Raw genomic sequence first — 20,304 nt, forward strand, 5'->3', positions numbered from 1 at the left:
AAATAACCAAAGGGACGCGCAGTGTAATCCACCGGCGGACAGACGAAAATTAACTTAACGTAAATCAATTACGAATAGTAGAATTGCGTTCACCGATTTGAGGAGACTCTGCATGAACGCCGTTCTGAACCCGACCGACCTGGCCAGCCTGCCGGCACCCGCCCCCATCCAGCAGTTGCACCACTACGCCTACAAGGCCCGCGACGCCGAGGAAACGCGCCAGTTCTATGAAGACATCCTGGGCCTGCCGCTGTACCACATCATCCAGAGCGACTATGTGCCCAGCACCGGCGAGTACTGCCCCTACACCCATTTCTTCTTTCGCCTGCAGGACGGCTCGTTCATCGCCTTTTTCGACCTGGGCGACGACGTGAAGGCCGAGCCCTCGCCCAACACCCCCCTGTGGGTCAACCACATTGCGTTTCGCGTTAACACCGTGCAGGAGCTGGAGAACACCAAGCGCCGCCTGGAAGCGCACGGCGTGGAAGTGCTGGGCGTGACGGACCACCACATCTTCAAGAGCATCTATTTCTTCGACCCCAACGGCATCCGCCTGGAGCTGTCGGCCCAGCTGGCCAACGACGAGCAGATGGAAAAAGACAGCACCGTGGCCCACGCCCGCCTGCGCGAGTGGACGGCGCGCAAGGAGCAATGGCGCAAGGAACGCGCCGAAGGCAAGGTGGATGCGCCGCTCAAGCCCCAGCAAAACGACCGGCCGGAGTTTGTGCGCAAGTAAGCCGACCTGACCCCAGGCCTCGACGGTCCACGGTCCACGGGGTCGGCTGCACTGGCTGTGGTGCGCAGCCCCGTCCAACGGCCATCCCACCGCCTTGCATGGGATTCTTTTGACCCTACAGCGCTGAAGCGCTACATCCTATTGCCTCAGTAGCTATACAAAATATAGCATTCATCCCGCTGCCTGTTGCTGCGCCCGCATGATCTGGTGGCGCTGCCAGTAGTGGCTGACCACGGCATTGAACTGGTCCTTGTCCTTCTTGAGGCCGGGCAGCTTGATCTTGCTGGTCTTGGCGCCCAAGCCCAGGGCGTTCTTTTCGGGGTGGGTCACGATGAGCGCGTTGCCAAAGCTGCTTTCCTTGAATTCCAGACCCTTGATGGCGTCCCAGAACACCGTGGTCTCATCGACCGAGGTGCGGATGCCGTCGATGCTCACCTCCACCGTCGCATCGCCCTTGAGGGCAAACACCACGGGCGGAAAGTACTGCAACACCAGGGCTCGCTCCTGCTCGTTGGCGGGCTCGTAGCGGTAGGCCAGGCTGCGTTCGTGGTCCTGGGCAAACTGCTGCTCGTAGGCGCTCCACAGCCGCTGTTCGATGGCGTCGGCGGTCAATATCTCCTGCACCCAGGTGGTGGCGGGCGCACGCACGGCAATCGCGCCGTAGTCACGCTCTTTCAGGGCCATGCCCACGTTGCGCAGGCGCTCGGGCATGGCGGGGTGCGAGTCGAAAGGGTGCGGCACATTGGCCGTCTTCATCGCATCCACAAAGTCAGGCGATGCCGCGTACGGCGCCAGGCCCTGGGCCACGAAGCTGGCAATGCCCAGCGTGCTGTTGTCGTGCCGCTCGTTGCGGCCAAACAGTTCGTCCTCGATGCGGTAGCGGTACTGGGCGTAGGCGGCAATCTTGACCAACGACTGTGCAATCGCCGCCGGGCTCACCAGCTTGGCCGCCAGGCGGTCGGCCTTGAACTCGCGCTCGCGGCTGTCGCTGGCCAGGGCGATCTCGAAGATGGTGCGGTACAGGTCCAGCAGCGGCGACGCCATGGCCGACAGCCCGCCCGTGCGGATGGCGTGGCGGTAGTGGTCAAACTGCACCAGCTTGGGCCCCAGCTGTGCGCTGCGCCGTGTGTCGCCCCCGCGCAAATGGGCCAGTTCATGGCCCAGCACGGCGTCGGCCTCGGTCTGGTCCAGGATGCGCAGCAGCGGCAGGCTCACAAACAGCGTGCGGCCCGTGAGGGTTTGCTGGCCCACGGTGATCGGGGCCTCGGTCACGAAGAAGTTGGCATCAATGCCAGCCACGATGTGCCGGGGCGGCTCGGTCTTCAGGCGCTGCGCCAGGTGGCGGATACGCTGCCACAGCAGCGGCGCATCGGCCTCGGCCACCAGCTCGCCCACCACCTGGTTGCTGGAGTGCACCCGCTTGAAGATGCCCGCCACCGCCACCAGCACCCCCGCCGCTACGGCAAACCCCACAAACAGCACCAGCTTGGGCGAGTACTTGTGGAAGAAAAACGCGGTGACCCAGAACGACAGCCACACCGCCATCGTCCCTTGCACCACCAGCGCCGTGGCGCTGGCCCAGGACGTCAGGCGCCAGCCCGCCACAAAGCTCGCGTACTGCAGCGTGCGGTCGGCAAACGCCAGCGCCCCCAGCCCCAGCACCGCCAATAGCAGCGCCGCGCTGGCCACCAGCGTCCACAGCGACAGCTTGCGCGCCATGTGGAACTGCCAGACATCCGAGAAGGTGTCGCACAGCGCCTCGCGGTATTCGCGGGCCTCGGGGTCTGCATTGCTGCAAATGGTGGACGGCGGGTTGCTGCGGTAATAGTCCTTGCGCGCCTGCTTCTCGTCGGCGGGCAGGCCCTTTTCGGCATCGATGCGCTGGCTGATGCCGGCGACAAAACGGGCGTCCTGGTCGGTCTGGGCATGGCGGGTGAACACGTAGGTCACCACAGGCACCAGAAACAGCGCAAGCAGCGCATAGGCAAAGACCTTGACCAGGCCCAGGCGCCAGGCAGATTGAAACGTCATAGGTTCGGATGGTTGTGACGGCCTGGCTCCGTGGCACCGGAAGGCTGAACGCCCCCGCAAGCCACTGCACCAGTCCTTGTTGTAAATCGTGATCCTTAGAGCGGCTAACAAAACTCAGCAAAGCGGCCCTGGCTAGGCGTTTCGCCGCAGGCAGTACAAGTAGTACGACAAGGCGAGACAACGACGCCAGGGGAGTTTTGTTAGCCGCTCTCAGAGCCTGGTCCGCGTTGCCGCGCCCTCCTCGCTCTGTGGGGCGGGATTATCAGGACGCATTCACCCGCGCACCCAGGCTCAAGGTAACCATTGGAAAGAATCGGCCGACAGACGGCGCGCGATTGCCAAACGGCCCAAGCCCCCGCGGGGCCAGCGCCGGGGTGGCGGTCCCTTAAAATGTGCGGTTCACCCTCTTGTTCGTCGGAGCGCTCCCTGCGGCTGCTCCGCCCCACGGCCCCCACTGCCACACCCCACTGCCAGACCCATGAGCACGCCCCAACCACAACCCGGCCTCGAAAGCCTGTCCAAGTCGTTTGAACCTGCTGCACTGGAAGCCCACTGGGGCCCCGAATGGGAAAAGCGCGGGTATGGCACCGCAGGCCACCGTGGCACGGGCCAGCCCCAGGCGGGCGAGCCCGCTTTCTCCATCCAGCTGCCCCCGCCCAACGTGACGGGCACGCTGCACATGGGCCATGCGTTCAACCAGACGATCATGGACAGCCTCACGCGCTACCACCGCATGCGCGGCTTCAACACGGTGTGGGTGCCGGGCACCGACCACGCGGGCATCGCCACGCAGATCGTGGTGGAGCGCCAGTTGCAAGAGCAAGGCATCAGCCGCTACGACATGGGCCCCACCCCGCCCGAGGCGCGCAAGAACTTTGTGAGCAAGGTGTGGGAGTGGAAGGAAAAGTCCGGCAACACCATCACCACGCAGATGCGCCGCATGGGCGACAGCGTGGACTGGAGCCGCGAATACTTCACCATGGACGACAAGCTCTCCAAGGTGGTCACCGACACCTTCGTGAAGCTCTACGAGCAGGGCCTGATCTACCGCGGCAAGCGCCTGGTGAACTGGGACCCCAAGCTGCAGTCCGCCGTGTCCGACCTGGAAGTCGAGAGCGAAGAAAAAGACGGCTCGCTCTGGCACATCGCCTACCCGCTGGCCGATGGATCGGGCAGCCTGACGGTGGCCACCACCCGGCCCGAGACCATGCTGGGCGACGTGGCACTGATGGTGCACCCTGAGGATGCACGCTACACGCACCTCATCGGCAAGATGGTCAACCTGCCGCTGTGCGACCGCCAGATTCCGGTGATCGCCGACGAGTATGTGGACAAGGAGTTCGGCACGGGCGTGGTGAAGGTGACGCCCGCGCACGACCAGAACGACTATGCCGTGGGCCAGCGCCACAAGCTACCGATGATCGTGGTGCTGACCCTGCAGGCCACCATCAACGAGAACGCGCCCGCCAAGTACCAGGGCATGGACCGCTTCGTGGCCCGCAAGGCCGTGGTGGCCGACCTGGAAGCCATCGGCGCGCTGGTGGAGGTGAAGAAGCACAAGCTGATGGTGCCCATCTGCACCCGCACCGGCCAGGTGATCGAGCCCATGCTGACCGACCAGTGGTTCGTGGCCATGAGCAAGGTCAGCGACCAGGACCCCACGGGCAAGAGCATTGCGCAAAAGGCGATCGACGCCGTGGCCAGCGGCGATGTGAAGTTCGTGCCCGAGAACTGGGTGAACACCTACAACCAGTGGATGAACAACATCCAGGACTGGTGCATCAGCCGCCAGCTGTGGTGGGGCCACCAGATCCCGGCGTGGTACGACGAAGACGGCAACGTGATCGTCGCCCGCACCGAAGCCGAGGCGCAGGCCAAGGCCACAGGTAAAAAGCTGCGCCGTGACGAGGACGTGCTGGACACCTGGTACTCGTCCGCCCTCGTGCCCTTCAGCACCATGGGCTGGCCGAACCAAGGCACCGCCGAAACCGACGACTTCAACCTGTACCTGCCCAGCACCGTGCTGGTCACGGGCTACGACATCATCTTCTTCTGGGTCGCCCGGATGATCATGATGACCACGCACTTCACGGGCCGCGTGCCGTTCAAGCACGTGTACATCCACGGCCTGGTGCGCGACGCGCAGGGCAAGAAGATGAGCAAGTCCGAGGGCAACGTGCTCGACCCCGTGGACCTGATCGACGGCATTGCGCTGGAACCGCTGCTTGACAAGCGAACCACCGGCCTGCGAAAGCCCGAGACCGCGCCCACCGTGCGCAAGAACACGCAAAAGGAATTCCCCGAAGGCATTCCGGCCTATGGCGCCGATGCGCTGCGCTTTACCTTTGCCGCGCTGGCATCGCTGGGCCGCAGCATCAACTTCGACAGCAAGCGCTGCGAGGGCTACCGCAACTTCTGCAACAAGCTCTGGAACGCCAGCCGCTTCGTGCTAATGAACTGCGAAGGCCAGGACTGCGGCCTGAAAGAGCACACCAAGGAAGAATGCCAGCCCGGCGGCAGCGCCCACGGCTACATGGAGTTCAGCCAGGCCGACCGCTGGATCACCTCGCTGCTGCAAAAGACCGAGGCCGAAGTCGCCAAGGGCTTTGAAGAGTACCGCCTGGACAACGTGGCCAACACGATCTACGACTTTGTCTGGAACGAGTACTGCGACTGGTATCTGGAGATCGCCAAGGTGCAGATCCAGAACGGCACCGACGCCCAGCAGCGCGCCACGCGCCGCACGCTGATCCGCACGCTCGAAGCCATCCTGCGCCTGGCCCACCCCATCATCCCGTTCATCACCGAAGCCCTGTGGCAGGTGGTGGCACCCGTGGCCGGCATCCCCGGCGAGTCGGTCAGCATTGCACGCTACCCCGAAGCCCAACCGGCCAAGATCGACGAAACTGCTATCGCCCACATGGGCCGCGTGAAGGGTCTGGTGGACGCGTGCCGCGCGCTGCGGGGCGAGATGAACGTGTCTCCCTCCACCCGCCTGCCCCTGTACGCGGTGGGCGACACCGAGTTCATGCGTGGCGTGGGCCCGGTGCTGCAGGCCCTGGCCAAGCTCAGCGAGGTCAAGGTGTTTGACGACGAGGCCGCTTGGGCCGCCGCCGCGCAGGCTGCGCCCGTGGCCGTGGTGGGCGACGCCCGCATGTGCCTGTACATGGAGATCGACGTGGCGGCCGAGAAGGCCCGCCTGTCCAAGGAAATCGCCCGCATCGACGGCGAGATCACCAAGGCCAACAACAAGCTGTCCAACGAAGCCTTTGTGGCCAAGGCGCCTGCGGCGGTGATCGAGCAGGAGAAAAAGCGCATTGCCGACTTCGGCGCCACGCTGGGCAGATTGCGCGATCAGCTGACACGGCTGGGCTAAAACCCGGGCCATACTGCGCCATGGCGGCCCGCCCTGCGCGGGCCGATTGCCTTGTTTTCATGTTCTGCCGGTGTGCGTGCGGCTGCCTTGCAGCCCACACACCGCCCCATCCGTTCAGAGGAGCCCCATGACTGTTGCCACCACCGTTCGCAAAGCCGTTTTCCCCGTTGCCGGACTGGGCACACGCTTTCTGCCCGCCACCAAGGCCAGCCCCAAGGAGATGCTGCCCGTGGTGGACAAGCCGCTGATCCAGTACGCCGTCGAAGAGGCCTACGCCGCGGGCATCCGCCACATGATTTTTGTGACGGGCCGCAGCAAGCGCGCTATTGAAGACCACTTCGACACCGCCTACGAACTGGAGGCCGAGCTGGAAGCGGCCGGCAAGAAGGAGTTGCTGGAACTGGTGCGCTCCATCCAGCCCAGCGACATGGACTGCGCCTTTGTGCGCCAGCCGCGCTCGTTAGGGCTGGGCCACGCGGTGTTGTGCGCGGAGCCTCTGGTGGGCAAGGAGCCCTTTGCCGTGCTGCTGGCTGACGATTTGATGGTGGGTCCCCAAGGCGGTCAGCCCGTGCTGGCGCAGATGGCGACCGCGTTCCGCCAGCAAGGCCGATCGGTGATCGCCGTGCAAGAGGTGCCCGAGGACCAGGTGCACAAGTACGGCATCGTGGCGGGCGAGCCTGCCGGTGGCCCGTTGATCCGCATCCAGCGCATTGTCGAAAAGCCCAAGGCGGCCGATGCCCCCTCGCGCATGGGCGTGGCGGGCCGCTACATCCTCACGCCCGGCGTGTTTGACGAGATCCGCAACCAGCCGCGCGGCGTGGGCGGCGAGATCCAGCTCACCGATGGCATTGCGCGCCTGATGAACAATGAAGCCGTGTACGCCTTCCAGTACGAAGGCAAACGCTACGACTGCGGCAGCAAGGAAGGGTTTCTGGAAGCGACGGTGGAACTGGCCCTGCAGCACCCGCAGGTGGGGGCGCACTTCCGGGACTACCTGAAGAACCTGGCGCTGTAAACCCGGCCGTCCAAGCTCTCGATTAAGATCAAAATTGATAGCTGCCAGCGCTGATGCAACCAGCGCTGGCAGCTATTTTTGCGTTCAACGGCGGCGCAGGACGTGGATGTACTCTTCGCCCACCGTCTGCTGCTCCACCAGCTCGTTGCCGGTCTGCTTGGCAAACGCCTGAAAGTCGCGCAGCGATCCGTTGTCGGTGGCCACCACCTTCAGTAGCTGGCCGCTCGCCATGTCCGACAGCGCCTTCTTGGCCTTGAGGATGGGCAGGGGGCAGTTCAGGCCCCGCGTGTCGATTTCTTTGTGAATGTCCATGGTCATCAATCCTTAGGCGGCGTCGCGGCCGGGGCTTGTTCGTCCAGCCCACGGCGGCGTTCTGCATTTTCTTCGGCCGTGAAAAACACGGGCTCATGGCCGCGCGTGCGCAGCCAGTCGGCCAGCGCGTAGCCCGTGCCCGCAGGCCAGCATTTGAGATCTGGCAGATCGTACAGCCGGTAGTCCACCAGCTCGGGCGACAGTTTGACCTGCCCCGTGGCCACCACGTGGTAGGCAATGATGACCTGGTTCATGCGCAAGAACTCGTAGGCCCCCACCAGGGTGGTGGACTGCACATCGAGGTTGGTCTCTTCCTTGACCTCGCGTGCAATGCCTTCCTGGGGCGACTCGCCTGCCTCCATGAAGCCGGTGATCAGCGCAAACATCTTGCCCGGCCACGCCGCGTTGCGCGCCAGCAGCACCTTGCCGTCGATCTCCACAATGGCGGCCAGCACGGGCGTGGGGTTGTTCCAGTGTGTCCAGCCGCAGGCGGGGCAGCGCAGGCGCTCCTTGTCGCCGCCATCTTCGGCCAGCGTGATGGGCTGCAGCTCGGTCGCGCAGTGGGGGCAAAAACGGACTTCGTAGTGCATATGCTATCTTTTATGTAGCTACTGAGGCATATTCAACTAGCGCTAGCAGCCATTTTGATTCAAAAACCTGTGCAAAGGCACCTGGCGACGCCCGAGGAGCCCGTCCTGCACCCCGCACCACCGGTCATGCAGGAAACACCCCGGTCGACAAATACCGGTCGCCCCGATCGCACACGATGAAGACGATGGTGGCATTGCTGTCGCGCGCAGCGATCTGCTGCGCCACCCAGCACGCGCCTGCAGCCGAGATGCCGGCAAAAATGCCCTCTTCGCGCGCAAGGCGGCGGCACATGTCTTCGGCGCTGTCCTGGCTCACATACACCAGCTCATCGACCGTGCTGGCGTCATAAATCTTGGGCAGGTACTCCTGCGGCCACTTGCGGATGCCCGGGATGCGCGAGCCCTCTTCGGGCTGCGCGCCGATGATCTGGATGGCGGGGTTCTTCTCCTTGAGGAACCGCGACACGCCCGTGATGGTGCCCGTGGTGCCCATGGCGCTCACAAAGTGGGTGATGCGCCCGCCCGTCTGCTCCCAGATCTCGGGGCCTGTGGTTTCGTAGTGAATGCGGGGGTTGTCGGGGTTGCCAAACTGGTCCAGCACCTTGCCCTCACCACGCTTTTGCATGGCCTCGGCCAGGTCGCGGGCGTGCTCCATGCCGCCGCTCTTGGGTGTGAGCACCAGCTCGGCACCAAAGGCCTTCATGGTCTGGGCGCGTTCGATGGATAAGTCCTCAGGCATCACCAGCACCATGCGGTAGCCCTTGATGGCCGCGGCCATCGCCAAAGCGATGCCGGTATTGCCCGACGTGGCCTCGATCAGCGTGTCGCCAGGACGGATATCGCCACGCTCTTCGGCGCGGCGGATCATCGACAGTGCAGGCCGGTCCTTGACGGACCCTGCGGGGTTGTTGCCTTCCAGCTTGCCGAGCACCACATTGCCCCGCGCGGCGTTGTCCTGGGCCCCAATGCGCTGCAGCGCTACCAGCGGCGTGTTGCCTACCGCGTCTTCAATCGTCGGATATTTCATACGCCCTACTGTGCCATAATTCAGGGCTTCACATATTCCGCCCGGGTGGTGAAATTGGTAGACGCAGGGGACTCAAAATCCCCCGCCGCAAGGCGTGCCGGTTCGATTCCGGCCCCGGGCACCACAGTCAACAAGGCCGGTAGCTTCCACGAGCTATCGGCCTTTTTGCTGGGCCAGCCGCTGTGGCGGCGGCATGTGATTTCTGCACCTCCCCACACCCAGCCACCGCCATGACCGCCCAGGATCTGATCGCGCACGCCACCGTGCTGGCCTACCGGCTGGCGGGTTATGCCCTGCAGAACATGGCCGAGGATGCGGCGCTGCTGGCGATGATGTTCTGCTGACCTTCACGCCCCTGCTGCAGCAACGCTTGCGCATGGCCGATGGCACGGCACCTCAACGCGCAGCCAGCAACAGGAAGTCCTGCTCATAACCCTTGAGCGATTGCGCCGCACGCAGCCGGTGCGCAGGCGTCATGGCGTTGTGCAGGCGCGCAAACCCCTCGCAGCCCTCGGCCACCAGCGCTTGCGCGTAGCGCTGGTAGGCGCCATCCGGCGACGTCACCACGCGGTCCAGAAAGCCCAGCATCAGCGTGCGGGCCTGGGCGGTGTTGCTGCGGTCGGCCTGGATGCTGCGCAGCACCTGCACCAGGTCCTTTTGCCGGCGCACGCGCTCGGCATAGGTGCGCTGCGGGTCGAAGGCCGACTGGGCGACGAAGGCGCGCAGCACGGCCTTCTGCGGCTCGTCCAGCGGGCCATAAAAGGTTTCGAGCCGCGATGAGAGGTCCTTGAAGCGGCGCTCGCGCAGCTTGTCGGGCGGCGGGTCCAGCCACTCGGACTTCCAGTCGGCATTGCTGTCGGCCTGCTTGCGCTCCAGGTTGCGGATCTGCGCCTCGGTCAGCTGGGAGGCCAGCCACACCACCTTGGGCTCGGCTTGGGCCAGTACCTTGTCCAGCTGGGCACGGGCTTCCTCGTAAATGCGGCAGGCCTGCTCGGCAGTGATGGTGGCAGGCAACTGCTGCTGCACCCTTTGCAACAGCTCGGCATGCTGGGGCAGCATGGTGTCGCGGTGCCAGCGGTGCAGCTCGCCCAGGTCGCCCCGCACGCGCTCTGTCTGCGCGTCCGACAGGTCAAGGTAACGGTTCAGCTGCCAGTACGCCAGATGGGGCACTTGGTTGTACGCCAGCCGCACCGTGCTGCAGCCCGCGAGCAACGCACCGGCCAGGGCCAGGGCGGCAATGCACAGGGTGGTGCGCAGGCGGGACACAGCAGGCACGGCAGCTCCAGAACAACGGGACAGCGCAGGATAGGCCCAATGCCCGCTACGGCGGCCACAGGGCACGGATACCCCGGCCCGCAGACCAGGATTTCACCCGGATGCGCACCTGCCCGAACCCAGCCAGCCCGGTCAGCCCGGTCAGCCCAGCCCCACAAGGGCTGCGCACCAAAGACTGGGTGAGCTGGAAGTCAGTTGTCCTGTCGCCGGATCAACTGGCGGCCACTGGCGGTGATGGCCAGCTCGCCACCCGTCCCCTTGGTGATGAAGCCCCATTCGAGCAGTCGCCCGGAGACATGGTCTTTGAGCGCATGGGGCAGCGTGATGACTTCGCCCATTTCAAGCTGTTTCAGGGTTTCGATCTCATCCACCGTGGGATCGAAATGCGGAGCGTGGTATGTGGTCATGGGGGTCGCTCTCCAACAAGGTTGCTGAATGAAAGACAGACTTCCGCGCAACCAGATTAGTTCACCGCCTAGGTGGACGCAAGCGCATCAACCCGCCACCGGGGCGCCCGCCGCCTCGGCCATCTGCTGCAGCCAGCGCGCAAACGTGGCCAGCACCGGCGGCTGTGCCTGCGTGGGGCTGATGAGGTAGTACGCCCGCTCGCCGCGCAGCGGGCGGTTGCAGGCCACCACCAGCTCGCCACTGGCAAGCTCTGCCTCGATGAGCAGCGGCGGGATCAGCGCCACGCCCATGCCATGCGTGGCGGCCACGGCCAGCATGGAGAACAGCTCGTAGCGCGGGCCATCCAGCGCATGCGGCGCATCCACTGCCATGGCATCGAACCACTGGCGCCAGCCATACGGGCGCGTGCTTTGCTGCAGCAGCGGCAGCTCGGCCAGCGCCTCGGCGGCCACGGGCTGGTGGGCGCGGCCCCGGCCCCGCGGCGCGGCGGATTCGAGCAGGCGCGGGCTGCACACGGGCACCACGTCTTCATGCATCAGCAGCTGCGCCTGCACGCCAGGCCAGTTGCTCACCTGCTCGGGCGTGCCTGCGTACAGCGCGGCGTCGAAGGTGGTGTCGGCAAACAAGAAAGGCCGCGTCTGCGTGTCGATGTGCACCACGATGTCGGGGTGCGCCTGCGCCAGCTGCGGCAGGCGCGGGATGAGCCAGCGCGTGGCAAAGGTGGGCACGGCCGCCAGCGTGATCGTGCCGCCCTCGCCCTGGTGGGCCATCACATCGAGCGTGTCACGCTCCAGCCCCTGCAGCCAGCGCGCCACCTGGCGGCCATAGTGCGCGCCCGCTGGCGTCAGCACCACGCCGTGGCGCGTGCGGCGAAACAGTGCCACGCCCAAAAACTCTTCCAGCGCCTGGATCTGGCGCGAGACGGCGCTTTGGGTGAGCGACAACTCCTGCGCGGCGCGGGTGTAGCTCTCGTGGCGGGCGGCCACTTCAAAACAGGCCAGGGCCTGGGTCGATGGAATGTTGCGACGCATGATGAAGAGGAACTTGTGAAGAAGCCACCAGCCCTTGAAGCTGGCTGCGACAAGTATTCCATACATTCCATAAACGCATGTCTGGATGAAAAGAACTCGCTTGCAGGCTACCGCCCCCAGGCCTACGATGCATTCCAGATTCGTTTTTTTGTTCACCCCCTTTCCGACCTGGAGACACACATGGCCCACGCCGCTTTTCAATGGGATGACCCTTTCCTTCTGAGCCAGCAACTGACCGACGAGGAGCGCGCCATCCGCGACGCCGCCGCAGCGTATTGCCAGGACAAGCTGGCACCCCGCGTGCTGGACGCCTTCCGCCACGAAAAGATGGACGTGAGCATCTTCCGCGAGATGGGTGAAGTGGGCCTCTTGGGCCCCACCATCCCCGAGCAATACGGTGGCCCCGGCCTGTCGTATGTGGCCTACGGCCTGATCGCCCGCGAAGTGGAGCGTGTGGATTCGGGCTACCGCTCGATGGCCAGCGTGCAGTCGTCGCTGGTGATGGTGCCTATTTATGAATTCGGCAGCGAAGCCCAGCGCCAGAAGTACCTGCCCAAGCTCGCCAGCGGCGAGTGGATTGGCTGCTTTGGCCTGACCGAGCCCGACCACGGCTCCGACCCCGGCAGCATGGCCACGCGCGCCTACAAGGTCGATGGTGGCTACAAGCTCAAGGGCAGCAAGATGTGGATCACCAACAGCCCCGTGGCCGACGTGTTCGTGGTCTGGGCCAAGGAAGTGTCCGAAGGCGGCGCCGTGGGCCCCATCCGCGGCTTTGTGCTGGAAAAGGGCATGAAGGGCCTGACAGCCCCTGCCATCCACGGCAAGGTGGGCCTGCGTGCGTCGATTACCGGCGAGATCGTGATGGACGACGTGTTCGTGCCCGAAGAAAACGCCTTCCCAGAAGTGCAAGGCCTGAAGGGCCCGTTCACCTGCCTGAACAGCGCGCGCTACGGCATCGCCTGGGGCGCGCTGGGCGCGGCCGAGTTCTGCTGGCACACCGCCCGCCAATACACGCTGGACCGCAAGCAGTTCGGCCGCCCCCTGGCCGCCAACCAGCTCATCCAGAAGAAGCTGGCCGACATGCAGACCGAGATCGCCATCGGCCTGCAGGCCTGCCTGCAGTTTGGCCGCATGAAGGACGCGGGCACGGCCAGCGTGGAAGGCACTTCCATCATCAAGCGCAACAGCTGCGGCAAGGCCCTGGACATTGCCCGCCTGGCGCGCGACATGATGGGCGGCAACGGCATCAGCGACGAGTTCGGCGTGGCCCGCCACCTGGTGAACCTGGAAGTGGTGAACACCTACGAAGGCACGCACGATGTGCACGCCCTCATCCTGGGCCGCGCCCAGACGGGCATCGCCGCGTTCGCCAACTGATCGGCCTGCGCACCGAGAACCGGCAAAAACACCGCCTTTGCGGTGTTTTTGCCTTGTAGCGCTAGTCCATCATGCGCTGACAGCTATCAATTTCATAGTAAGCACACCATGACCACCTCCTCTACCGCTCCAGGCGCCCTCGCAGGCATCAAGGTGCTCGACCTCTCCCGCGTGCTGGCCGGGCCGTGGTGCACGCAGATCCTGGCCGACCTGGGCGCGGATGTGGTGAAGGTGGAGCGCCCCGGCGTGGGCGACGACACCCGCCAGTGGGGCCCGCCCTTCTTGAAGGACGCGGACGGTAACGAAACCAACCAGGCCAGCTACTACACCGCCTGCAACCGCAACAAGCGCTCGGTCACCATCGACATGGCTTCGCCCGACGGCCAAGCGCTCATCAAGCAGATGGCGCTGGAGGCGGACATCGTGGTGGAGAACTTCAAGGTCGGCGGCCTCAAGCAGTACGGCCTGGACCATGAGAGCCTGCGCGCGCTGAACCCGCGCCTCATTTACTGCTCCGTCACCGGCTTTGGGCAAGACGGCCCGTATGCCGAGCGCGCGGGCTACGACCTGATGGTGCAGGCCATGACGGGCCTGATGAGCATCACCGGCCAGGCCGATGGTCAGCCCGGCGGTGGCCCGATGCGTGTGGGCGTGGCCGTCATCGACCTGTTCACCGGCCTCTACGCTAGCAACGCCATCCTGGCCGCGCTGCATGTGCGCGACAACGCGGTGAACGGCACCGGCCAGGGCCAGCACATCGACATGGCCCTACTCGACGTGGGCATGGCCGTGCTGGCCAACCAGGCCTCGGGCTTTCTGGCCACGGGCAAGGCGCCCGGCCGCATGGGCAACAGCCACCCCAGCCTGGCGCCCTACCAGGACTTCCCCACGCAGGACGGCAACATGCTGCTGGCCATTGGCAACGACGGGCAGTTCCAGCGCTTTTGTGCAGCGGCCAACCAGCCGCAATGGGCCACGGACCCTCGCTTTGCCACCAACACGCTGCGCGTGCAAAACCGTGCTGCACTGATCCCCGCCATGGAGGCCGTGACCCGCACGCGCACCACGGCCGACTGGATCACGCTGCTGGAAGACAAGGCTGTGCCCTGCGGCCCCATCAACACCATCGCCCAGGCGTTTGACGACGCCCAGGTGCAGGCCCGTGGCCTGGCCGTGACGCTGCCGCGCTGGAAAGCTGGCGAGGCCGCCACCGACAAGGTGCAGCAGATCACCGGTGTGGCCAGCCCGCTGCGCCTGTCGGCCACGCCGCCCGTGCTGCGCAATGCGCCACCGGCACTGGGGCAGCACACCGACGAGGTGCTGCGCGAGATGGGCCTGGATGCGGCGCGCATTGCAGCGCTGCGGGCCAGCGGGGTTGTGTAATCAGCCCCTCGCGGCATCGGTCTGCGCGATGCCCTGACCACTGCACGGCCTTGCCCTCACCGGCAAGGCCGTTTTGTTTGGGCTGGCTGCATTCCATAAGTCACTGGCCCTATTCCGCGCGCGCCTGCCCCACGGCAAAAAAGACATGTACAAAAATTTACATCCGTCTCCATAATCCTGAAGACGCCCTGCCTGCGGCCCTGCCCACCACGCGCCGCTGAACCAGGATGGAGGGCCACCGGCCCCACTGCGACGTTTCTGGACCCTCAAGGAGTTCCTCATGAAGCTCAGCCTTAAGCTCCCCCTGGCCTTCACCGTGTCGCTGCTCTTGCTGTTTGCAGCGGCCCTGTTTGGCATCAGCCGTCTGAATCAGGCGCTCGACACCTACCAGACCACCGTGGCCCAGAGCTTTGAGCACGAGCGCATGGCAGCAGGAATGCTCAACAACTTCAAGGTGCAGGTGCAGGAGTGGAAAAACGTGCTGCTGCGCGGCAAGGACCCGGCCCAGCTCACGCGCTATTGGGCCGCGTTTGAAAAGCAGGAACAGGCCATCAAGGATGAAGCGCAAAAGCTCGTCGCCGCCCTGCCCCCGGGCGAGGGCCGCGAACGCGTGTTGCAGTTTGCCCAGGCCCACGAACGCATGGGCACCGCTTACCGCAAGGGGTTGGAAGCCTTCAAGGCCGCCGACCACGACCCGCAGGCGGGCGACAAGGCCGTGGCGGGCATGGACCGCGAACCCTCGCAACTGCTGGACCAAGCGGGCGACCTGATCGCAAAGGCCAGCAGCACCGTGGCCGAACGTGCCGCTGCCACCGCACAGCGCGCCACCACCATCAGCCTGGTGGTGATGCTGGTGGTGTGCGCGCTGGGCATTGCTGGCGCCATTGCCTTCAGCCGCACCGTGGTGAACCCGCTGGACAACGCAGTGCGCGTGTCGCAGGCCGTGGCCAGCGGCGACCTGACGGTGGCGCGCCATGTGCAGGGCAAGGACGAGATCGCCCTGCTGCTGAACGCGCTGCACGACATGCAGAACAGCCTGTCGCAGGTGGTGAGCAACGTGCGCAACAACGCCGACAGCGTGGCCGCCGCCAGCACCGAGATCGCGCTGGGCAACAACGACCTGAGCGCCCGCACCGAGCAGCAGGCCAGCGCACTGGAGGAAACATCGGCATCGATGGAAGAACTCAGCTCCACCGTGCAGGCCAATGCCGAAAACGCCCGCACCGCCAACCAGCTGGCCGTGAGCGCCAGCACCGTGGCCGTGCAAGGCGGCGACGTAGTGGCCGAGGTGGTGACCACCATGAAGGGCATCAACGACAGCAGCAAGAAGATCTCCGACATCATCTCTGTCATCGATGGCATCGCCTTTCAGACCAACATCCTCGCGCTGAACGCTGCGGTGGAGGCCGCTCGCGCGGGCGAGCAAGGCCGGGGCTTTGCCGTGGTGGCCAGCGAGGTGCGCAACCTCGCCCAGCGCAGCGCGGACGCCGCCAAGGAGATCAAGACCCTGATCCACGCCAGCGTGGAGCGTGTGGAGCTGGGCACCACGCTGGTGGACAAGGCAGGCGCGACGATGAACGAGGTGGTGAGCGCCATCCGCCGCGTGACCGACATCGTGGGCGAGATCAGCGCCGCCAGCAGCGAGCAAAGCGCAGGTGTGGCCCAGGTGGGCGAAGCGGTGATGCAGATGGACCAGGCCACGCAGCAGAACGCAGCGCTGGTAGAGCAAAGCGCAGCGGCTGCCGACAGCCTGAAGGTGCAGGCGCAGCAGCTGGTGCAGGCGGTGGCGGTGTTCCGGCTGGCGGATGCGCAGACGAGCCCATCCCCAGCCTCCCGCATGCCCGCTGCGGGCCAACGCCAGCCCCGGTTGGCCGCAAGCTGACGTGGCGCGGCCATTTCAAACCCAATCGGCCTGAAGCGCTAGTGCATCATGCGCCAGTAGCTACATAAATAGTAGCAACTGACGTCTTCTCAGGCTTCGGCCAGCGCAGGCGTTGCCTGCTGCACAGTCGCCAGCGTGGGCGAGGCCAGCTTGCGCAGGTAGGCCATGGTCTGCAGGCAGGCCTGGGCCACCTCGGTGCCCTTCTTCACGAAATGCTCGCGGAAGAAGCGCACATGGTCCTCGTGGTCGTGGAAGTCGCGCGGCGTGAGCACGGCCGACATCACCGGCACCTCGGTGTCGAGCTGCACACGCATCAGGCCGTCGATGACGGCGGTGGTGACGAACTCGTGGCGATAGATGCCGCCGTTGACCACCAGCGCGCAGGCCACGATGGCGTCGTAGCGCCCGCTGCGCGCGAGCTTGCGGGCCAAGAGCGGAATCTCGAACGCGCCTGGCACGTCGAACAGCGCCACCTGCGCGGGCGGCAGGCCATGGCGGTCGAACTCGGCCAGGGCCGCGTCGCGCGCCTGGTGCACGATGTCCTGGTGCCAGCTGGCACTGATGATGGCCACGCGAGCGCCACGGTGGGCGGCGACGGGGGCCAGGGGAGAGACGGGAGAAGTAGCAGAAGACTGATTCATGGGTTCCTCAAAACAGGTCGTACCAGAATCAGGGCGCGCGCGAGCACGGCACCTGCACAGGGCGGCGCAGGCCTCAGGCGCTGACCAGCGGGCAAAAAGCACGCAAGCAAACGCCAAAGGCCCAGCCACCCATGGCGGGTGCTGTGGGTTTCGCGATCTCTTTCATCCGGACTGTGACCGTCGGCTCTGGTTTCGCACCAGATCTGCTGACCCTGCAGGCCTGTTCCGAAGAACGGCTCCGCAGGCGCTCGCGGGCTCTTGCCAGCCTTTCAGCCAACAAATACCGCCGGTGGGGAATTCCGCCCCGCCCTGAGAACGCTGTCGGCCCCGAAGGTCATTCGGGGCCAACGGGCGAGATTTTAGGCGGCTGGGTGGCGCAATGCCGTCGCGCAGGCGATTGCCGCACTGGCAGTGGCGGCTTCTGGGGCTCGGGGTGTGCAGAACGCCGATGCCTGCTCAGCGCACGCGCTGAAACCCGCCTTCGGCCCAGGCCGCTGCGCTGGCGGGCGTGAGCTTGAAGGTGGGCGGCGCGGACGCACGGGCAACCTCTTCACCCAGCTCGTCCTGCGCGCTCAGCGTGGCTGTGGCGCCTTCTTCATCGGGCACGATGGCCAACGCCACGCGCAGGCGCTGGCCGTCGGCGGTGGTGATGTGCACGCTTTTGTTCAGTTGTGCGTGCAGTTGCTGCTCATGGCGGCGCACCACCTCGCTCGCGGTCTTGACGAGGGTGTGGAAGGCCGACACATCGAGCGGCTTGGGGTTCTTCTTGTCGCGGCCCATGGTCCAGGGGCCCACCAGCGCGGGTTCGGCCTCGCCCTTCAGTGTCATGGACACGGCCCAGCCATCGTCGTCTTCGTTCTTGATGACCTGCGCCGTCCAGCGCCCATCGCTCCAGCAGCGGGGTTCCTGGATGGCGTCGGGCGTGTCGGGTGCGTCGCTCATGGAAAAAAGGCCTGGATGGCGGGAAAGGGCGCAGAGCATAACGGCAGGGCCCGGTAGCCTGGATTTTCAATAACCATTGGTTATCGAAAAAGGCCGTACATAGCGCAGGCTTGGTTACTCGCCCAAAACGTCCGGCGCCACCCCCGCCGTTTCACGCAGCACGTCGATAAAGGCCTGGGCCGAGGGCGTGGGCGGCTCGCCCAGGCGGGTGATGAGGCCATAGCTGGGCATGCGGTCCGGCAGCTCTACGGGGATGCGCGAGAGCAGGCCCCGGTCCACGTATTTCTGGATCAGCGCGGCAGGCTGCAGCGACATCATGTGGGTGGTGTTCATCAGCTCCAGCGCGAACAGGAAGGACGGCGTCTCCACCACCCCCGCCGTGAGCGCCAGGCCCGCGCCGCCAAACAGATCGTCCGACACCTTGCGCACCGCCGTGGAGGCGGGGTACAGAATCCACGGCCAGTGCGCCAGCTCGGTGAGCGACAGGTCGGTGGCGCCGCGCAGCGGGTGGTGCTGCCCGCCCACCACATGCAGCGGCTCGGCGGACAGGTGCTCGTAGTGGAACTGGCTGCGCTGGTCCTCGGTGGTGAAGCGGCCGATCATCAGATCGATCTTGCGTTCGGCCAGCCAGGCGATGAGCTGGTCGCTGCTCTGCTCCAGGATCTTGATGACCAGCAGGGGCCGCAGGCGCTGGATCTCGACCACCGACGCCACCAGCACATGCGCAGCCGAGCCGGTGATGGCGCCCACCGTCACATGGCCGTGGCCGCCCTGCTTCAACGCATTGAATTCATCGACAAACTTGCGCTGCCCATCCAGCGCCGCGCTGGCATAGCGCAGCGTAAAAAGCCCCAGCTCGTTGGGCCGCATGCCACGCGAGAGGCGGTCGAAAAGGCGCGCCTCCAGGATCTCCTCGATGTCCATCAGGATCTTGGTGGCCGCAGGCTGCGTGACGTGCATCTGCTCGGCCGTGAGCCGCAGATTGCGCGTGCGGCCCAGGATGTCCAGAAACTGCAAATGCCGAAAGCGCAGCCGCGCACAGGCCTGCGCCAAAGACAAGGGTTTACCCGGAAATTCGTCTGGACTCATAAGCGTTTGGAATGGATTGTCGCAAAACATTCAGTGGACCGGCCGGGGCGCGAAACCTAACCTTCGCCTTGCGTTCATGACGGCTGGCCCCAAAAAGCCGCAGGCGCCGAAGGCCTCGCCAACGGGGTCAGCCATTCCAACGGAGACAAGACACCATGCAATTCACATCACTCGCCAAATCCTTGACACTCGGCGCCACGCTGCTGGCCGCCCTCGCCGCGCCCGCCGCGGCACAAGTCAAGGAACACACCTTCAAGGTCGGCATCGGCCTGAGCGACGACCACCCGCAGGCCCAGGCCGTGCGTCACTTTGCCGAGCGCCTGCAGGCCAAGAGCGGCGGCAAGATGAACGCCAAGCTATTTGCCAGCGGCGCGCTGGGCAATGACGTGAGCATGACCTCGGCCCTGCGCGGCGGCACGCTAGAAATGACGATCCCGGATTCGTCCACGCTGATGTCGCTGATCAAGCCCTTTGGCGTGCTGAACCTGCCGCTCACCTTCAACAACGAGGCAGAAGCCGACGCGGTGCTGGACGGCCCCTTCGGCCAGAAGCTGCTGGCCATGCTGCCCGACAAGGGCCTGATCGGCCTGGGCTTTTGGGAAAACGGCTTTCGCCATGTGACCAACTCGCGCCGCCCCATCAACACGGCCGACGACCTGGCGGGCCTGAAGCTGCGCGTGATCCAGAGCCCCTTGTTCCTCGACACCTTCAATGCCCTGGGCACCAACGCCACGCCCATGCCGTTCACCGAGCTGTACACCGCCATGGAACAAAAGGCCGTAGACGGCCAGGAGAACCCGCCCGCCACCATCCTGGCCAGCAAGTTCTATGAAGTGCAAAAGCACCTGGTGCTGTCGCGCCACATGTACAGCGCCTGGGTGCTGCTCATCTCCAAGAAGACCTGGGACGGCCTCTCGGCCGACGAGAAGAAGATCGTGCAGGAGGCCGCGCGCGAGGCCACGGTGTTCGAGCGCAAGACCATCCGCGCCTTCAGCGAAACCGCCCTGGGCGAACTGAAGAAGACCGGCATGCAGATCACCGAGCTGCCCGCCGCCGAACAGGCCAAGCTGCGCACCAAGCTGCAGCCCGTGCTGGCCAAGTACGGCAAGGAGTTTGGCGAAGAGACCACCAGCGAGCTGATGGGCGAGCTGGCCAAGGCGCGGGGCGGCAAGTAATTTGCACGCTTCCC

The 20,304-nt window shown here is 65.2% G+C and carries 17 protein-coding genes, 1 tRNA gene and 1 riboswitch; of the genes, 8 read left to right on the top strand and 10 right to left on the bottom strand.

Going from position 1 to position 20,304, the window contains the following annotated elements:
• Window positions 1–112: 112 nt before the first annotated feature.
• Window positions 113–736, top strand: coding sequence for a VOC family protein (locus ACODSM_RS10755; protein WP_060985565.1), 624 nt, complete (start codon window positions 113–115; stop codon window positions 734–736).
• A gap of 171 nt (window positions 737–907) precedes the next feature.
• Here ACODSM_RS10755 and ACODSM_RS10760 read toward each other — a convergent pair whose 3' ends face one another.
• A complete protein-coding gene (locus ACODSM_RS10760) occupies window positions 908–2,767 on the bottom strand; it encodes a M48 family metallopeptidase (RefSeq protein ID WP_488805243.1) in 1,860 nt (619 codons plus the stop codon).
• 478 nt (window positions 2,768–3,245) lie between these two features.
• Between ACODSM_RS10760 and ACODSM_RS10765 the strand changes: the two genes are divergently transcribed.
• Entirely contained in the window at window positions 3,246–6,143 is a 2,898-nt protein-coding gene (locus ACODSM_RS10765; RefSeq protein ID WP_488805244.1) for a valine--tRNA ligase, read from the top strand.
• 127 nt (window positions 6,144–6,270) lie between these two features.
• Entirely contained in the window at window positions 6,271–7,158 is an 888-nt protein-coding gene (gene galU / locus ACODSM_RS10770; RefSeq protein ID WP_056066808.1) for a UTP--glucose-1-phosphate uridylyltransferase GalU, read from the top strand.
• An 84-nt stretch (window positions 7,159–7,242) separates the two neighbouring features.
• On the opposite strand, the gene ACODSM_RS10775 is transcribed toward galU, so the two are convergent.
• From ACODSM_RS10775 to cysM, 3 genes are all read right to left on the bottom strand, one after another.
• The gene (locus tag ACODSM_RS10775; protein WP_015015339.1) at window positions 7,243–7,470 is read right to left on the bottom strand and encodes a sulfurtransferase TusA family protein; all 228 of its coding nucleotides are present in this window, start codon (window positions 7,468–7,470) and stop codon (window positions 7,243–7,245) included.
• Between the two features lie 5 nt (window positions 7,471–7,475).
• Window positions 7,476–8,060: an NUDIX domain-containing protein gene (locus tag ACODSM_RS10780; RefSeq protein WP_015015340.1), complete on the bottom strand. Its 585-nt coding sequence runs from the start codon at window positions 8,058–8,060 to the stop codon at window positions 7,476–7,478.
• A gap of 124 nt (window positions 8,061–8,184) precedes the next feature.
• Window positions 8,185–9,087, bottom strand: coding sequence for a cysteine synthase CysM (gene cysM, locus ACODSM_RS10785; protein ID WP_015015341.1), 903 nt, complete (start codon window positions 9,085–9,087; stop codon window positions 8,185–8,187).
• Between the two features lie 39 nt (window positions 9,088–9,126).
• Between cysM and ACODSM_RS10790 the strand changes: the two genes are divergently transcribed.
• Window positions 9,127–9,211, top strand: a tRNA-Leu gene (locus ACODSM_RS10790).
• Window positions 9,212–9,483: 272 nt separating this feature from the next.
• Here the strand turns inward: ACODSM_RS10790 and ACODSM_RS10795 are convergent.
• The 3 genes from ACODSM_RS10795 to ACODSM_RS10805 all read right to left on the bottom strand — a co-directional run bounded on the left by ACODSM_RS10795 (window position 9,484) and on the right by ACODSM_RS10805 (window position 11,801).
• Window positions 9,484–10,362: a DUF6279 family lipoprotein gene (locus tag ACODSM_RS10795; protein WP_488805245.1), complete on the bottom strand. Its 879-nt coding sequence runs from the start codon at window positions 10,360–10,362 to the stop codon at window positions 9,484–9,486.
• Between the two features lie 191 nt (window positions 10,363–10,553).
• On the bottom strand, window positions 10,554–10,769 hold the full coding sequence (locus ACODSM_RS10800) for a hypothetical protein (RefSeq protein WP_015015343.1): 216 nt from the start codon (window positions 10,767–10,769) through the stop codon (window positions 10,554–10,556).
• An 87-nt stretch (window positions 10,770–10,856) separates the two neighbouring features.
• On the bottom strand, window positions 10,857–11,801 hold the full coding sequence (locus tag ACODSM_RS10805; protein ID WP_488805246.1) for a LysR family transcriptional regulator: 945 nt from the start codon (window positions 11,799–11,801) through the stop codon (window positions 10,857–10,859).
• 180 nt (window positions 11,802–11,981) lie between these two features.
• On the opposite strand from ACODSM_RS10805, the gene ACODSM_RS10810 reads away from it, so the two are divergent.
• From ACODSM_RS10810 to ACODSM_RS10820, 3 genes are all read left to right on the top strand, one after another.
• Complete coding sequence (locus ACODSM_RS10810; RefSeq protein ID WP_488805247.1) at window positions 11,982–13,178, top strand: acyl-CoA dehydrogenase; 1,197 nt, start codon at window positions 11,982–11,984, stop codon at window positions 13,176–13,178.
• A 108-nt stretch (window positions 13,179–13,286) separates the two neighbouring features.
• A complete protein-coding gene (locus ACODSM_RS10815; RefSeq protein ID WP_488805248.1) occupies window positions 13,287–14,561 on the top strand; it encodes a CaiB/BaiF CoA transferase family protein in 1,275 nt (424 codons plus the stop codon).
• Window positions 14,562–14,841: 280 nt separating this feature from the next.
• Window positions 14,842–16,443, top strand: a complete 1,602-nt coding sequence (locus ACODSM_RS10820; protein WP_488805249.1) for a methyl-accepting chemotaxis protein — start codon at window positions 14,842–14,844, stop codon at window positions 16,441–16,443.
• An 89-nt stretch (window positions 16,444–16,532) separates the two neighbouring features.
• Here ACODSM_RS10820 and ACODSM_RS10825 read toward each other — a convergent pair whose 3' ends face one another.
• From ACODSM_RS10825 to ACODSM_RS10835, 3 genes are all read right to left on the bottom strand, one after another.
• Entirely contained in the window at window positions 16,533–17,084 is a 552-nt protein-coding gene (locus ACODSM_RS10825) for a 6,7-dimethyl-8-ribityllumazine synthase (protein WP_488805250.1), read from the bottom strand.
• Window positions 17,085–17,234: 150 nt separating this feature from the next.
• Window positions 17,235–17,405, bottom strand: a riboswitch (FMN riboswitch).
• A 135-nt stretch (window positions 17,406–17,540) separates the two neighbouring features.
• On the bottom strand, window positions 17,541–18,026 hold the full coding sequence (locus tag ACODSM_RS10830) for a hypothetical protein (protein ID WP_488805251.1): 486 nt from the start codon (window positions 18,024–18,026) through the stop codon (window positions 17,541–17,543).
• Window positions 18,027–18,140: 114 nt separating this feature from the next.
• Entirely contained in the window at window positions 18,141–19,115 is a 975-nt protein-coding gene (locus ACODSM_RS10835; protein ID WP_015015350.1) for a LysR family transcriptional regulator, read from the bottom strand.
• Between the two features lie 155 nt (window positions 19,116–19,270).
• Between ACODSM_RS10835 and ACODSM_RS10840 the strand changes: the two genes are divergently transcribed.
• Window positions 19,271–20,290 carry a TRAP transporter substrate-binding protein gene (locus ACODSM_RS10840; protein WP_488805252.1) on the top strand — a complete coding sequence of 340 codons (1,020 nt, stop codon included), beginning with the start codon at window positions 19,271–19,273 and terminating at the stop codon, window positions 20,288–20,290.
• Window positions 20,291–20,304 lie beyond the last annotated feature (14 nt).

The organism is Acidovorax sp. FG42, assembly GCF_057809195.1.